Source organism: Bradyrhizobium sp. U531, from assembly GCF_051710265.1.
Classification (GTDB): domain Bacteria; phylum Pseudomonadota; class Alphaproteobacteria; order Rhizobiales; family Xanthobacteraceae; genus Bradyrhizobium.
The window spans coordinates 42866-58704 of the sequence record NZ_JASVEN010000015.1; the positions used below are offsets into that span (position 1 = coordinate 42866).

A 15839-nucleotide genomic window follows, 5' to 3' on the forward strand; every position below is an offset into this window, starting at 1 on the left:
CTGAGGCGCGAGTATCCCGCCGTTGGCGCCGAAGAACATGGTTTTGCCCTCTTCAAGCGAGGCTCGCAAGCGGCTTTGGTGGCACGTGGATTGCTGGGACACCCCAAAGATTCTGTACGACCATGACGGCCTTGCTGTCGCTGACCCAGGACTTCAAATGAAGCTTGCTCGATTGATCGAAAATGCCATGGACATTGCGCTGTTGCCTACGTCCGGCTTAAAGCTTTGCCGCGTTGCCCCGCGGGTGGCTATCTCCGAGGTCGAGCACCATTTTCTCGAGGAGTATTCGCACCCTCTGCGCCTGAAGTCTTCCTCGGTGCCGTTTAGCAACGCCCGAGGGGGCATTCGCGTGGGCCACGGCATCTGTCTACCTCGCCGAACCATAATCGACCCTCGCGTGTAGCCGAGCGGATGGCGGCCCGTGTTCTGATCTACGGTGGTTGCCTCGAGGGGGAGCCGACAACCCCGCGCCTTTTATCGAAACGCATGGCCACGGTATCGAGCACGAGCTGAAGAGCGGAATGTGAAGCGAGGGACGGAGGTGCCATCGCCCCTTGCTTCACACGAAAGCTAGAGGAGTTCAACAAAATGCGCGCCCCGACCTATTCCGAAGCCTTGGAATTCGCGATCGACCGATCCTACGACATTAACCTCGACATGTTGAGGTCACGGAATTTGCACCTTGACACGCACAACGATTATCTCGTCGGCACATATCCGCCTCTCAAGGCAATGGGCGATCTAGATGCCGAAAACTTGTTGCTTCAGGTTACGCCGTCAATTGATCTCTACTTTCACGTCCCCTTCTGTGATCAGCATTGCACCTTTTGCCACTTCGCCAAAGAAATCCATCCATCTCCCGAGCGAGTGGAGCGCTATCTGGCGGCCTTAGATAAAGAGATGAGTTGGTCGGACGCGGCACTGGCTGACAGAGCTGTTGAGACTGCTTTCTTCGGAGGCGGTACCCCCTCGTTCCTGACCAACAGTCAACTCAAAACGCTATTTGGTATGATTGGCCGGCGCTTTGATCTGTCTAAATCGGAGGTGAGCTTCGAATTACATCCCTCTCTTGCAAAGCAAGTGGATGCTGCAGATCGCATATCGACACTGCTCAGATCCGGCGTAAACCGCTTTGTATTGGGCGTTCAGAGTCTAGATCCGAGCATTTTACGCATACTAAACCGCGGACACCGCGTGGACGAGGTAGTACAACTCGTAAGATTGCTGAATGAGATGGGCGTTGAGAATCTCTCGCTCGACCTCATGTATGGATTGCCGCAGCAAACGCTCCGTAGCTGGTACGACTCACTCATCGGCTTACTAGATTTGGGGATAGAGAAGTTCAATGTATTCCCCTTGATGTTCAAATCTACAGACCCCGTGGCCCGCCATTTGGCTCAGGGACGATATCAATTCGCCGGGGCTAAGGAGCGCATTATCATGCATTTTATGGCCGAGCACATCCTCACGACACTGGGCTATCGTCACGGGCCGATTTTCTACTGGAGTAAGCAGTCGCAGCCACACTCGGTTCAACAGCGCCGCAAATACGATTCCTGGAACGACAATAATCTGGTTCCGTTTGGGGTTGCCGGATTTGGCTACATGAGCCAGTGCCAGTTCTATAACGAGGCAGATTTAGATCGCTACCTATATAGGGTCGAGGCTGGCGAGAAGCCAGTGTGGAAGGGTGTTGTCCTGTCGCAAGATGATCTCATGCGCAGAACAGTAATGTTTGCCCTGCGAAGCAGTGGAGTGTCGCTCTCCCGCTTCGAGCGGGAGTTTGGGGTGTCGATTGAGAAATGCTTTGGCCGCGAGCTGGAAAAGTTGAATGAGGCAGGCCTCATCTACATTTCAAATGACGGCCTGCTTTCGTTAACTGCCGCCGGCACCATCAATTCGGGCGCGGTATCGCTGCTATTCTTCTCGAACAATATACTTGAGCAGGTCGCGTATAACGACAGTAGGATAGCAGACAAACGAACTGATCTGCTCGAAAAGCATGATTACTCACCGGCCGCTCGATACGGATCAAGTACCGAAATGCAAGTTGCATTTCGATGAAGCCGCGGGCGGGCTCGTTTATGGTCACTCCTTTTTCCGTTTCCACTCCGCAAAGCTCGCCTTGCGAAGGGCACGACATATTTTTGCATCTGGCCGATAGTATTGATCGGCGGCAGCGAGAACGTCCGCTTGGGCTGGTCAGCAATTTTGTCACCGATGAACTGCCGCACTGCATTGCGGAAATCAAATGCAGTGAACGACCAGATGAAGCGGTTAAGGCGCTTGGACGCAGCGTCCACGCGATGATCGCCGCGAGTGACTATGATGCGTTGCTGCGAAGTCTTCCGCAGTCCGACTTCGAGATCGCTAAGACAGATATCCAATATCTCGTAAATTGTGCTTATCAGATGTCTGCGTTTGCCGGCCTTCACCCCCTGGACGCCGAGCTGACGGTGGGAGAGGCACTGAGCCGCCTTGCGCGATCAAGTTGTGACCGGCAACCCGGCATCGAGGTCCTCTCCTATGAAGATATGATCCTTACGAATCCGTTGCAGAACGATCCACGCGTATACTGCCTCGGCGCGGCCGGGGTCGAGGAACGAGATTTTTGCTTAGGCCATCAGATCATCGAGAGCGAATTGCAGTCAGCAATGGACGCTCTCCTTGACTTGCGTGATGCGGCCGAGGTGGATGCGGGGCAATGTCTTGCGCTTTGCTTGGCGCGCCTTGAGTCAGCAAACTATATTCTGACGCGCTTTTATGAACATATGTCACCGGACCTATTTGGCCAATTTCGTGTGTTTTACGGAAAAAATCCTTACAAGAATACGCTTGGTCCAAGCGGCCGCTTCTCGGCCCGGATCGTGGCAGTGTCGGTGCTACTACTAGGTGAAGAACTCTTCCACCAGAAACCGCAATTCTATAGTGATCTATATCGGCTTTCCGAATATTATCCGCAGAGGTGCATTCACGAGGTATTCCGCTGGCTCTCGTCAGACAACGGGAGTGCACCGATCAAGCCGAGTTGGCTAGAAGGGAAAGCGGAGTTTCCCAGGCTTGCGACGATTTCGCCAGTAGTGGAGCATCACGGCGACGAAATCGGAAGGCTGCGCGCGTCCTGCATTTGTGCGCTGGATCGGTTTACCCTGATGCACCGAAGTACGGCGTTAAAATATACCGTCGAGCCGGGTCGTCCAATCGTCGGCGTTGAGGTATCGGAGAATGTTGAGGCTGTCCTTTCTCAGCGACTGTTGACAGAGGCGGGTCGGTAAGCTGACGGTGGCCCTGCTTGGCTAAACAGAAACGATGCCATAGGCGCGGTGTTCGACGCCCGTCGAGAGGTGATAATCGATGTCTCAAGACGAACTGATCGTTCGTCGGTTCGAGTCCGGGGATGGCGATGGTGTATGGCATCTGCACAGAAGCGCATCGCAGCATGTTGGTGTGTGTGGCCCGGAAGGGACCTGGGAAGATGATTTACGCAGTATCGGCGCAGTATACATCGGGTCGGGCGGAGACTTCGTAGTTGCCTATATTGGTCCCCAACTCGCTGCCATGGGTGGGCTGAAACGTGTCGATGACGATGTCGCAGAAGTTAAACGTATGCGAGTCGATCCCGACTTTCAGCGACGAGGGCTTGGAAGGAGGGTTCTTCGTGAATTGGAGTCGCGAGCTGTTGCTCTCGGTGTCAAGTGGATACTGCTCGACACAACAACGATCCAAGCAGGGGCTCAGAGACTTTACGAGACCGCTGGCTATGTTCGCCGCAAGGAAGGGACGTTGCACGGATATGCAGTGATCTTTTACGAGAAGCGGCTCATTGGCCAGGACGACCCCACATGAGCAAATGATGCGGATATTCGAATGAAGCTCTACGGACCGCTCAGATAAAACCGTCACATCCCGCGAAGACCCCCTTTCAACAGTCCCGCGAGATCTGGGGCCGGAATGAATCGTGTCACTGTAGCTGACGAGGACTAAAGATTTCGCAACCGACAGCCCTCGAACGCACGCCCAAACTCACACCTGCCTGAATCAGCGTTGAGCTCAAAAGAGAGCTGGAGCGGTGTGCCCGCGACTTATCGGCATCCGAGATCAGCTGGAACAGCTCAACGCGTCGACCTTGCCGCGGCACCGAAGCGCGTATCACTTATCAGCCCCCAGTCTTCCAGCAGACAAGACCTGCTCAAGGCCAATCTGTCGGCACGGCGCTCGGTCGGACAATGAGTAATCGGCTGCCAGCGGCTCCAAGTTACGAGCGTCTGTGTAGCGCGTCGATCTGGATGGGAAGGCGCGGCAATCTGGATGGCGACAGTGTCGCGGCGGAGAGATGATTGCCGCGCAGATTGTCGCGCAAGAGTTTTGTTGAAGTCTGATTGTCGCGGAGCGCCAATCAGCGACGGTTTTCGGTGCCGCGTGTGAGCCGCGCCCTGGACCACGCTTCCGTTCGAGCGCGGTGCGCCTGCGACATGAGGTGCCCCCAAGAGGGAACACCCGATCCTAACCGGTCTTGCCGACTTGTGGATTCAGGAATGTTAAACTTCGCCCCAAGTACAGCATCGAATTGGCGAGCAGAATTGTCTCAAAGGCCGCTCAGAGCGCAGGCAACGCACCCGGTGACGTTGCACGCCCTGGCTTTTTGAGCTGGGCCAGGCCATCTTCTTCAAGTGTCGCACGGAACTCACGATACATTCCACTCGTTCCTGCCCATCTCTCTTCCCGTCGTCCAGCCATGGCTCGAAATCAACTCTGCCTCGCCGCCTGCAGCCCATGCTGGCCACTCTGACAGATTCGGCCTTCGACGATCCCAATTGGGTCTTCGAGGACAAATTCGATGGTTTTCGCATGGTCGCGGAAATCCGGGGTGGTCGGGTCGCACTCTACAGTCGCAACGGGAAGATCATCAGCCACTCCTATGTCGAGGTCGCGAAAGCACTTGAAGGCGTGAAGGCGGACGCTGTCATCGATGGCGAGCTGGTTGCGATCGGAAAGGACGGCGTATCCCATTTCCAGTTGCTTCAGAACGCCCTGCGCCATGAGGCTAAAGCTCGTGAAGCTCAAGACCGCCAAGTCGCCGTTCCCTGCCAAGGTGAAGGATGAGCAGGTCACGACCTGGGTACGCCCTGCATTGGTCGCAGAAGTGAAGTTCGCGGAGTGGACCAGCAAGGGCGAGCTGCGCCAGCCGGTCTATCTCGGGCTGCGGTCTGACAAAAACGCGAAGGACGTTGTTCGCGAAAGGAGCCGGTCGCGAAAATAATGCGCTTGTGACGAAGCATACGACTTAGAATTCAGCCGGCTTCGCGCTCGGACGCCGAAGGCCACGGCGGCAGGGGCGGCAACCCGAGAGCCTTGCGTACCGGTCCGAACGATCGCCGGTGAGCTGCGCATGCACCAAGCCTGGCGAGCGCCTCATAATGAGCCGGCACCGGGTAGCCCTTGTGATCCGCGAATCCGTAGCCGGGGTGACGCTCGTCGAGCGTCCGCATGACCGTGTCGCGCTCGACTTTCGCCAGGATGGAGGCGGCCGCAATGCTGGCGGACTTGGCGTCGCCTTTAACGATAGCCTGCTGAGGGATGTCGATTTCCTTCAACCGCTTCGCATCGATCAGCAAGTGCTGCGGCGTCAACCCTAGCCCCCGGACCGCCCGCTGCATCGCCTGGATGCCCGCCCAATAGATGTTGATTGCGTCGATCTCCTCGACCTCGACGAATGCTACGGACCAACTCTCTGCCTTTTCCTTGATTTCCTTCGCGAGTTCTTCGCGAGCTGCGGCGTCGAGTTTTTTTGAATCGTCGATCCCGACTATCCGCGTGCCTGGTTTAAGGATCACGGCTCCAGCGGACACGGGCCCGGCGAGAGGGCTCATTCCGGCCTCGTCCACGCCTGCCACGGCATGATGGCCGCTTTCCCAGAGCGAGGTCTCGAACCGGAGCATCTTGCGGAGGCGCTGCCCTTCGGACCTATTTTCGGAGCGCCGTTTATCGATTGAAGCAAGGATGGCACGGGCTCCCGCGCGGTTGTCGGCCCGCAAAATCTGCTCGACGTCGGCCTCGAGCGGTCTTTTCTCGACGACATAGCGCCGACGCAATACATCGAGTGAATACTGGGACATAACGCCCTTCGTGAAGACTGTCTGTAGGGAAGCGTGTCGGTGAATTTTGTGGCGATTGTCTGAAGTACCTATACCGCCTCATCGGCTGCGCAACGCCCTCTCGAAGGAACTGGCCCGCTTTCACTTCCGCGTCGCCACTGACACCGCGTCCATCTGCCTCAGAGGGAACCAACGGGTGTGTTCATCCCGAGCAAGGCCAATACGTCATGCCCGCGACAGAGAAATGGCGATGGCATGCTAGCCGCGCTAGCCGAGCGCCCGCTTAACCTCGTCCACGGCCCTATGCCCCGTTGCTTCGGCTTCGCCCTCTCGCCTTTCCTGGCGTCGCGCACCGCCCGCCGGGCCACCATTAGCCTGTCGACGAAATGATCTCGCGTGACATCTCGAGAGTGTGATTTGCCCTCCGCCAGAGCCAGCCGCGAACAACAAAACAGTGGCCGTCCGGCGTCACCGAATGCCTCACGAGAAACCTAAGCCGACTTCCGCTGCGGCTTGGCCGCCGGCTTCTTCGCCGCGGCCTCTTTCGCCGGCTTTTTGCCTGCGATCGGCATCAGCATTTCCTTCTGCCCGGCGGCCGCCTTGCGCGGCTTTTTTCCTGATTTCTTGGATGCCTCTGCCGCGGCCCCCTCTCGTCCGATGCTCTTGCGCAGTGCTTCCATCAGATCGACCACGTTCTCGCCGCGGGGGCGCGCTTTCGCGGTGATGGGTTTGCCGGCGCGCTTCTGGTTGATGAGCTCGATGAGAGCGGTTTCGTACTGGTCTTCGAACTTGTCCGGCTCGAAATGTCCCGCCTTCTGGTTGACGATATGCCTGGCGAGATCGAGCATGTCCTTGGTGACTTTGACGTCCTGGATGTCGTCGAAATACTCATCCGCGGAACGGACTTCGTAGGGATAACGCAGCAGCGTCCCCATCAGCCCTTTGTCGAGCGGCTCGAGCGCGATGATGTGTTCGCGATTGGTCAGCACCACCCGACCGATCGCGACCTTGTTCATCTCGCGGATCGTTTCGCGGATGACGGCGAAGGCATCGTGACCGACCTTACCGTCTGGACGCAGATAGTAGGGACGGATCAGATATCTCGGATCGATCTCGCTGCGGTCGACGAATTCGTCGATCTCGATGGTTCGCGTCGATTCCAGAGCGACGTTCTCGAGCTCCTCCTTGGTCACCTCGATGAATGTGTCGGTGTCGACCTTGTAGCCTTTGACGATGTCTTCGTTGTCGACCTCCTCGCCGGTGTCGGCATCCACCTTGGCGTATTTGATGCGATGGCCGGTCTTCCGATTGAGCTGGTTGAACGAGACTTTTTCGGATTCCGATGTGGCCGGATAGAGCGCGACCGGACAGGTGACGAGCGAAAGACGCAGGAAGCCTTTCCAGTTGGCGCGAGGGCCATGACGGGGGAACTCCATACTGATGCCGGATTCAAGACGAATGGCCCGGCTTGGTTCCGACATCGCGGCCTTCCAAACAGGACGATTTTTTCCCGCGACCGCTTGGGCGGACTCGACTTTTGTTCTCTTTATGTTCTAATTCGAAAATGACCGATCGACCCGCGAGCTGGCGCATGCCGACCCCAAAGCAGATGGAAAAACTGGCCGCAGAAGCCGCCCGTAGGCTCGGCCCCTCCGCTGCGGGTCCGGATGCGCCGCTCCCGGCCGAATACTGGGAATCGGTCCTCAAAGACCCGCGCGCCGAGGCGACCGGAGCCCAGATGCGGCAGCGGCGTCTTTCCGAAATTCAGCGCCACGTCCTGCGGATCTCCTGCCGCCGCTGCGAGCGAACCGTGGAAATCCAGACCGCTGATGCAGTCCGATTATATGGCGGCAACGCCGTCTGGAAGGACGTGGCGCAGCGGCTGCTCGACAACACCTGCCAGCAGCGCACCGGCAGGCATGAGGAAGAACCGATAGATCCGTCGCCTACCATCGACCAAGCGGTGAATGGAGGCTTCCCTTGGCTTGAGATTCAGTGCGCGCGCTGCAAGACGCCGAGCGACGTCGACCTCGCGGCGATGAAACATCCACCGACCACCTTCGCGCACGATCTCGCCAGCCGGCTGCGCTGCCGCAAATGCGCCAAGGCGGGCCGGCGTCCATCTGCGACTCTGCTACAATTGGCGTGGCAGCCGCGCCACCCTCGGACCGAAGCCTGACCGATGTGCAATCTCTACTCGATCACGACCAACCAAGCCGCAATCAGCGCGTTGTTTCGCGTCGTGAACCGATACGTCGGCAATCTGGCGCCGATGCCCGGGGTTTTTCCTGATTACAAGGCTCCGATCGTGCGCAACGGGGCCGAGGGCCGCAAACTCACCACGGCGCGCTGGGGAATGCCGTCTTCGTCAAAAGCCCTGATGGACGCCACCAAGAAACGAGCCGAGAAGCTGCAGGCCAAGGGCAAGACCGTCGATTTCAAGGAGCTGCTACGGATGGAGCCCGACGGCGGCACGACGAACATCCGCAACGTGAAGAGCAAGCACTGGACGCGATGGCTAGGAGCCGAAAACCGCTGCGTGGTGCCGTTCAACTCGTTTAGCGAGTTCAACAAGGCCGAGGGCGGCGATATCTGGTTCGCGCTCGACGAGACCCGCCCCCTCGCCTGCTTCGCTGGAATCTGGACCAACTGGACGTCCGTCCGGAAGGTCAAAGAAGGCGAGACGACCAACGACCTCTTCGCGTTCCCCACGACGGAGCCGAACGCAGAGGTCGGCGCCATCCACCCGAAGGCGATGCCGGTGATCCTGACGACCCCGGACGAGGTCGAGTCCTGGATGACGGCCCCTCCGGACGAGGCCCTGAAGCTGCAGCGGCCGCTTCCGGACGACACGCTCCGGATTGTCGCCCGCGGCGTCAAGGAAGATCCTGCCGGGCCGGCCACGTGACCGTCGAGGACGATGGCTGACCAGGCGGCACCCCCGCCCCGTCAGCGCAAGATCATTCATGTCGACATGGACGCCTTTTACGCATCGGTCGAGCAGCGGGACAATCCGGATCTGCGCGGCAAGCCGGTCGCCGTCGGCGGATCGCGCGAACGCGGCGTCGTGGCGGCGGCGAGCTACGAAGCCCGAGAGTTCGGCGTCCGCTCGGCGATGCCTTCGGTGACCGCGAAGCGGCAGTGCCCCGACCTGATCTTCGTCAAGCCGCGTTTGGAGGTGTACAAGGCGGTCTCCCAGCAAATACGCGAGATCTTCGCCGAGCACACCCCGATCATCGAGCCGCTGTCGCTGGACGAGGCCTACCTCGACGTGACCGAAAATCTGCAGAGCATTCCGTTGGCCCGGGACGTCGCGTTGGCGATCCGTGCGAAGATCAAGGAGGTAACCGGCCTCAACGCTTCCGCCGGCATCTCCTACAACAAGTTTCTGGCCAAGCTCGCCTCCGACCACCGCAAGCCGAACGGTCAGTACGTCATCACGCCGGAGATGGGGCCGGCGTTCGTAGAAACCCTCCCCGTCGGCAGATTCCATGGCATAGGGCCTGCAACCAGCGCCAAGATGAATGCGCTGGGCCTGTACACAGGGCTCGATATGCGCAATCAGTCGCTCGAATTCATGCAGGCAAACTTCGGCAAGGCCGGAAGCTACTACTACTGGATCTCGCGGGGCGTCGACAATCGTGAGGTCCGCACCGACCGGATCCGTAAATCCGTCGGTGCCGAAAACACGTTCTCTACCGACCTCACCGACTTCGACGCCATGGTACTCGAACTCAAGCCTCTCATCGACAAGGTCTGGCGGTACTGCGAAGGAGCCGGCAACCGGGGGCGCACGGTGACGCTGAAGGTGAAGTTCAACGACTTCGAGATCATCACGCGCAGCAGATCCGTACCTGTCGCCGTTTCGTGCCACAGCGACCTGGAGCGCTTGTTATTCAGCCTGCTCGAGAACGAAATGCCTCTGGCAAGACCGGTGCGCCTCTTAGGCATCTCACTCTCATCGCTGCAAGCCGAAGATGGCGCTGAGCCACAACTGGATCTGCCAATCTGAAGCAGAGTAGATTATGACTCCGCGTCAGCGATGGAAGCCCGACCGAGGATAGCCTGGCTTTTCAACAAAGCCGACAGCACGCCCCCTCGAAGGGGAGGACGCACCGTTGTTTTCTAAGAGCGATTACTTCTCGTTCGCGAGCTATGAACGGAGCTGCTGGCGCCCGCTCCTCACTAGAGGTAGCCGCACCGGCTGGCGCCGAAGCGTGCTGATGATACGACTTGATTGCCTCAATTGTCGCTTAAAGGAATTAGAAGAAACCATCGTGAGACACGTGCTTTTGCTCCTCCAAGATCAACGTTTTCAAATTCGTTTTGAAAAACTCGAGTAAATTGCGTTCGTCGGCGTCTCGAAGAATCTGGACGGACAGGCTGCGGGATGGTTCTCGATCCGATGACGGAATGGACAATCCACCTCCGGTACATAAAAATCGGGCAAAACCCGGTTTGGGATCGGTAACTCGTTTTATAAGCATATACTGTCTCCCCTTATTCGAATCACCCATATCTGCATTGCCTTAAGACGGATTATGGCTCCATGGCGCGGGTTCCCACGCACGGCAAATCGACGCTCGATGAACGATTTAAGTTCGCTGACACTGCGTTTGCCGGCGGCATCGAGGGATGGACTTCTCAACTTCGCTTCGCAACGGGCATTGAGGATGGCGAGCACTACCTGCTGCGCCTTTTCAAGAAAACCGGGACCGCGCTCGACGAAGATCTAAAACGGCTGATGACGCACGGCCTCAGGCGGGTACGCCGCGTTCTCTCATCGCGCCATGCACGGCAGCTGCTGGTCGAGGTTCTTGAAATCGTCGAGGACCAACATGAGATCGGCATCCTGATGGTCGATCCTGGCAGCCCCATTTGTGGGTCATCGCATAGGGTTCGAGCTCGCGAAAGCCGCCTACTTACGACGACCGGTCGTAAGGCGTTTTGGCGCAACATCGTGCGCGTCGCTGAAGGCCTCGCACTGTGCCACGATGCGGGCATCGTGCATGGCGCGGTCAGCGAACACGCAATCTTCTCGCATAGTGATGAGAAAGAGGATTTCCGACTCGGAGGCTACGAAGCGTGCGTGCACATCGCCGATGGCGATATGGGCGGTGCGGGACATCTGCTGCGGCCCTCTGGCACCGTTTCGTTTCGGCGGGACTGGAGTGATCTTGGGCAGACCGCGTCCCGTATCCTTGGCCTAACTGAGGACGGCGGCGGACCTTCCCTACTGTCGATTGAACGGCGCATGCTCAATCGCCTTGCCGATCCACCACACTATCAGCTTTTCGACGGGAGCATTGTCCTGAGCGAGTTGGCCGAGGTCGTGGCCGATCTTGACCGGTCGGGATCAAGCGGCGAAGGTGAGCTCATTCTTTACCCTTCGCCCCAAGTTACCCAAAGCGACCTTGCAGCTCTCACGTCGGGCACCATTCCGGCTGACGACAGGGATGCGGTTCTCCGTTTTGTCGAAGAGGACCTGAGTGGACCGACGGTACGTACTGTTGTCGTAGATCAAGCCTTCGTGCGTGTCGTTACCGATCTTGCCGCCTATGGCGTAAAAGTCGTCGATGATTGCGTCGGCATGATCGAGAATGCCAATAAGAGGCGGCCTGACGACTACATCTATGATGCCGTCGAGGTTCGCCACCGAATTCATCTTGCGCGAACCCGAAGAAGCGCCGAAGAGCGAGTCCGCAGGCTTGGCCCTGGTGCGAAGCCGTGGATTGACGCCAATGGCTCAATACGCGCCAGTCGATCAGTTGACGAGATTCCAACTTGGTACGCCCTCATTCTCCTCGAAGCCTTTACTTGGCTGCGAGAACAGTTTCGCATCTATCCCGTCGAGGTGCTTCAGCCGCCATCGGACGGCGATACCGATTTGGCTTGGATCGCCTCTCGCGAAGATACCGACCGGGACATGCGACGCAAGTTGATGGGGCTGCGCTCGGCATACGACGCCTTGGGTCGCGAATTGAAATACGACGACGGTAAGCCGAATTGGACGCTATCACGCGCCGATACTCTCGCCGGCGATCGCGAGCGCCTTCCCGAACTCAGTTTTGAGGGAACGGGCGGCGTCGTAGACGGACGCCTAGCATTCACATTCGCGACAAGCGAAGCGGTCGTACCGGGTCAGATCCTTTTTCTTCGCCCTCGACGCGACAGTGGATTCGAACGCGCGATTCGCCGCCGCCTTCAAAACATCGTAGCCGCCCGGACGAATATTGAACTCTTGAGAGCGATCGACGATCCGGCGCAGGTCGCGCTGGACCATGTGCTGCGCGATATTGCGGCTCCCGGTGCAGCGCCGCCGGACGAAATGGATGCGTCGAAAAAGGTCGCATGGGACGCCATTGCGTCAGGCAAATCCATTAATGTTGTTGTCGGCCCTCCAGGCGTCGGCAAGACCTTTCTGATTTCGCATCTCGTCAAAAGCATTCTGGAAAAGACGCCGGACGCCCGGCTTCTGGTCTCGGCCCAAAACCACGAGACCTTGATCCAGATGGAGGACGAACTCAAAAAGACTCTGGCGAGCGGCACGACGATCGTCGTTCGCGTCGAGCGCACACGATCGACCGATGAAGTTAGCTCCCTGCGCGCGAGTTCCGTCAATCTCCTCCGGTCCGTTTCGGCGGTCGACCATGCTGCTGAAGGCATGATGGTCAACCAACGCTACCAAATCAAACAGGCCCTCCGGCCCGTTGATCCGTCAGAAGCGACGATTGCGGAGCGTGTGTTTCGCGATACCGACAATCTGTTGCTACGATCCTCCGATGTCACGCTTGCTACGACATCGTCGCACATCATCGAAGAAATGATCGCCGACGGCGACCAATTCGACTGGGTCATCGTCGAGGAAGCGGCTCGCGCGAACGGCGCGGAATTGATCGGTGCGTTGTTGCTGGGCAACAGGAGGATCATGGTTGGCGATCACAACCAGCTCTCTCCGTTCGATGCTGGCCAACGGCAAAAGTTCTACGATCCGGAACGCGCAGCTGAGCTACTGCGGGACGCGAAAGAGCAGCTTGATACCATTTCTGATCTGCCGCCAGAAGTTAACGAGGCGCTCGATACCATCAAGTCGAACGAGCTTCTAACGAGGGAGGTACTCGCGACAGCGGCACGTCTTGAAGAGCCGTTTCGATCGATCGCCGAGCGTGAAGTTCAACGTGAAACGGACACAGGACGTGCGAGCGCGATCGTCAATACGCTGCTGGAACAAAGCCGCATGCACCCCGCCATCGGGGATCTTGTCTCAAATACTTTCTATGACAAAAAGCTTATTCCCTCTGAGCGCGTCAAGCGTCGCACGCTGACCATTGCGTCAACCGTCCCGCACCTCGCCTCGCCGATCGTTCTTCTCGATTTTCCGCCGCTCAGCATGGCTAAGAGAGCGTACCTGGAGAAGAAAGTGAAGCGGTCATACCGCAACGAACTCGAGGCGCAGGCCTTGATTGCGGCTTTAAAAGGTCTTCGGCCGGTAGTTGGGGCGGACGGCCGCCGGCCCACGCTAGTGATCCTCTCGCCCTACCTGGCGCAAGTCAATTGGTTCAAGCACTTGCTCAATCAACAAGTTAAGAAGGACAAGACGTTGTTCGGCTTCGCCAGTCCTCGCGGCAACGGAGAGTTTATCTACACGAGCGACAGCTTCCAAGGAGGTGAAGCCGACGTTGTCGCCGCCAGCCTCACGCGCAACAATGTGATGGTGGGGTCGCGCGCGCTTGGTTTCGTTAAAAACCCACAGCGCATGAATGTGTTGCTCAGCCGCGCCAAGCAAAAACTGGTTCTTGCCACAAGTCAGCGCTTCATTCGCGAGGTGGTCGAAGGAATAGATCCCGACGGAAAAAAGGACGAGCTTGAGTTTCTCCGAAAGATGCTGAAGGAGCTTTCGACGCTGGCCGGGACCGATTACGAGCTCGTCGGGAAAGATGCTTCCACCGCCAAGGTCAAGGGCGCATCCGTCATTGCGATCGACGAAAACGGGAGGTTTCCGGCGTGAAAATCTACCTCCCCGCCTGGCACTATCGCGCGCGCGCCATCGTCCAACGCACTTGGGGATGGAGCCCGATCGAAGAGATGATCCTGCTCGCGCTCGATCGCGCCCCAGGCACGATCGAGGAGGTCGCAAAGTCTCTCGGAATCCCTATTCAGGTCGCCGGCTCGACCATCGCGAGGTTGATGCAGTTCGGTCTGATCGAAGTTCGCCTGTCTCCTGTTCCCCAACTCGCAACAAGTAGTGTCGGTCAAGAATTCATCCGGTTAGGCGGCGCCTTGCCCGAGCGGACCGAAGATCGGGATATTCACATTGGCCTCGTGCTGGAGAAGGTCGGACACTCCGTCTTTCGCAATCGCGACGTCGAGACCGCGCCGCTCTATCGACTGACCCACGCGGATCACAAGGTCAACTTCCCTTCGGGGCCGGATGAGACCGATGACACGATGGCGGCGCGCGTAACCCAGCTCGTCGCCGGAATGCTTCGCCCCGGCGAATGGCTGCGTGGCGTCCAGACGATCAACTCGGTCCTTGAGAGAAAATACCTCGCTATTGAGCTCAACGACGTGAAAAACGGACTACTGCCCGAAGGCGCCAGTCAGGACTTGATCGGAGCTCTTCAAGCAACGATTAGAACCGGCATTCTGCCTGAGGCTAGCGATCCGCAACCAAGCCGATCAGTGAACATCGATACAATGATTGGCGCCGATCAGTTGATCGTCGGCGGGGAACAGCATCTTGAATGCTTCGAGCGTATCGTCGGTCAGGCGGAAGAGGATGTCTTCGTACTTTCGACCTTTGTGACGCCTCACGGCGAAAAATACACAGAACGCCACGAACGTGTCCGAAAAGCACTCGAACAGGCAGCTCAGCGTGGCGTGCGTTGCCATTTGTTCTACGGTACAGCTCTAGACGCCGACAGAAAGAACGCCATCGCGATGCAGGAGCTGAATGTACGGCTCTCCTCGGTACGGCGCGCGCGGGGCTTTGTGTTTACGCAGCGCGACTCGGTTCGAAGCCACGTGAAATGCCTTGCTGCAGATGACGGCCACGGGGGCGCGGTCGTCGTGCTCGGCTCCTCCAATTGGTTGTCGTCGCCCTTTTCAGCCTTGGAGGTGTCTGTCGAGCTGACCGAGAACCGCGCAGCCGCGGCCGGCCTGGATCTTTTGCGTTCGATCGTGTCACCTCTTTCAAGCGCGAGCCGTTCGATTGAAACGCTGCAGTTCATAGCATCGGATTTAAGGCGCGCGCGGAGCGCCTTATCACCCAGCGCCGACGTGGGTGGTATTCCGGTTAGAATGAACATTCTTCAGGCTGACGAGCACGAGCGATTGCTTCGGAAGGTGGCACACGAAGCCGACGAGCGATTCGTCTGCTGTACCAACAAGGTCGGGGCCCCCATGGTGCCAGGGCTCTTTAACCCTGCCGAAATCGCAGGCCGTAGGCTCGACGATGTCCGTGTTTACTACTCGCGTCAGACTGGGCCGATCAAGCGGCGACACGTCAAGGCGCACCGCGAACGGCTACATGGCGTGGTCGATTTGATTGCCGTCGAGGATCCGCAAGTCCATGCAAAGTTTCTTTTGTGGGACAGAAATCACGTCGTGGTGAGCACGATGAATTGGGGCTCTCAGTCGGGTTCACCCGATAATCCTCTCGACGAGATCGGCCTCCATTTGGAAGGGCATGGCTTAGCCGAGTACCTCCTGGCGAAATTCGAGGGTCAACTCGACGATTAGTAT

General features: G+C 58.1%; 10 protein-coding genes and 1 pseudogene. 9 read left to right on the forward strand and 2 right to left on the reverse strand.

Going from position 1 to position 15839, the window contains the following annotated elements; genetic code table 11:
- The first annotated feature begins 588 nt into the window (after window positions 1-588).
- The 4 genes and pseudogenes from QRQ56_RS37430 to QRQ56_RS37445 all read left to right on the forward strand — a co-directional run bounded on the left by QRQ56_RS37430 (window position 589) and on the right by QRQ56_RS37445 (window position 5260).
- Entirely contained in the window at window positions 589-2064 is a 1476-nt protein-coding gene (locus QRQ56_RS37430) for a coproporphyrinogen-III oxidase family protein (protein ID WP_438746766.1), read from the forward strand.
- Window positions 2061-3275 (forward strand): hypothetical protein, encoded by a 1215-nt coding sequence (locus tag QRQ56_RS37435; RefSeq protein ID WP_438746767.1) that lies wholly within the window; start codon window positions 2061-2063, stop codon window positions 3273-3275. Before QRQ56_RS37430 ends, QRQ56_RS37435 begins: the two co-directional genes overlap by 4 nt.
- A 79-nt stretch (window positions 3276-3354) precedes the next feature.
- Complete coding sequence (locus QRQ56_RS37440; protein WP_438746768.1) at window positions 3355-3846, forward strand: GNAT family N-acetyltransferase; 492 nt, start codon at window positions 3355-3357, stop codon at window positions 3844-3846.
- 927 nt (window positions 3847-4773) lie between these two features.
- A pseudogene (locus tag QRQ56_RS37445) lies at window positions 4774-5260 on the forward strand (ATP-dependent DNA ligase).
- A 31-nt stretch (window positions 5261-5291) separates the two neighbouring features.
- On the opposite strand, the gene QRQ56_RS37450 reads toward QRQ56_RS37445, so the two are convergent.
- Together QRQ56_RS37450 and QRQ56_RS37455 are read right to left on the reverse strand one after the other, a co-directional pair.
- The gene (locus QRQ56_RS37450) at window positions 5292-6116 is read right to left on the reverse strand and encodes a ribonuclease HII (protein WP_438746770.1); all 825 of its coding nucleotides are present in this window, start codon (window positions 6114-6116) and stop codon (window positions 5292-5294) included.
- 470 nt (window positions 6117-6586) lie between these two features.
- Window positions 6587-7531, reverse strand: coding sequence for a Ku protein (locus QRQ56_RS37455; protein WP_438746806.1), 945 nt, complete (start codon window positions 7529-7531; stop codon window positions 6587-6589).
- Between the two features lie 155 nt (window positions 7532-7686).
- On the opposite strand from QRQ56_RS37455, the gene QRQ56_RS37460 reads away from it, so the two are divergent.
- The 5 genes from QRQ56_RS37460 (at window position 7687) to QRQ56_RS37480 (ending at window position 15836) form a co-directional block, all read left to right on the forward strand.
- Window positions 7687-8274 carry a hypothetical protein gene (locus tag QRQ56_RS37460; RefSeq protein ID WP_438746771.1) on the forward strand — a complete coding sequence of 196 codons (588 nt, stop codon included), beginning with the start codon at window positions 7687-7689 and terminating at the stop codon, window positions 8272-8274.
- Window positions 8275-8277: 3 nt separating this feature from the next.
- Window positions 8278-9003, forward strand: coding sequence for an SOS response-associated peptidase (locus QRQ56_RS37465; protein ID WP_438746772.1), 726 nt, complete (start codon window positions 8278-8280; stop codon window positions 9001-9003).
- Window positions 9004-9015: 12 nt separating this feature from the next.
- Window positions 9016-10107 (forward strand): DNA polymerase IV, encoded by a 1092-nt coding sequence (dinB, locus tag QRQ56_RS37470; RefSeq protein WP_438746773.1) that lies wholly within the window; start codon window positions 9016-9018, stop codon window positions 10105-10107.
- 537 nt (window positions 10108-10644) lie between these two features.
- Window positions 10645-14103, forward strand: coding sequence for a DEAD/DEAH box helicase (locus QRQ56_RS37475; RefSeq protein WP_438746774.1), 3459 nt, complete (start codon window positions 10645-10647; stop codon window positions 14101-14103).
- Complete coding sequence (locus QRQ56_RS37480; RefSeq protein ID WP_438746775.1) at window positions 14100-15836, forward strand: hypothetical protein; 1737 nt, start codon at window positions 14100-14102, stop codon at window positions 15834-15836. Before QRQ56_RS37475 ends, QRQ56_RS37480 begins: the two co-directional genes overlap by 4 nt.
- Window positions 15837-15839: the final 3 nt, after the last annotated feature.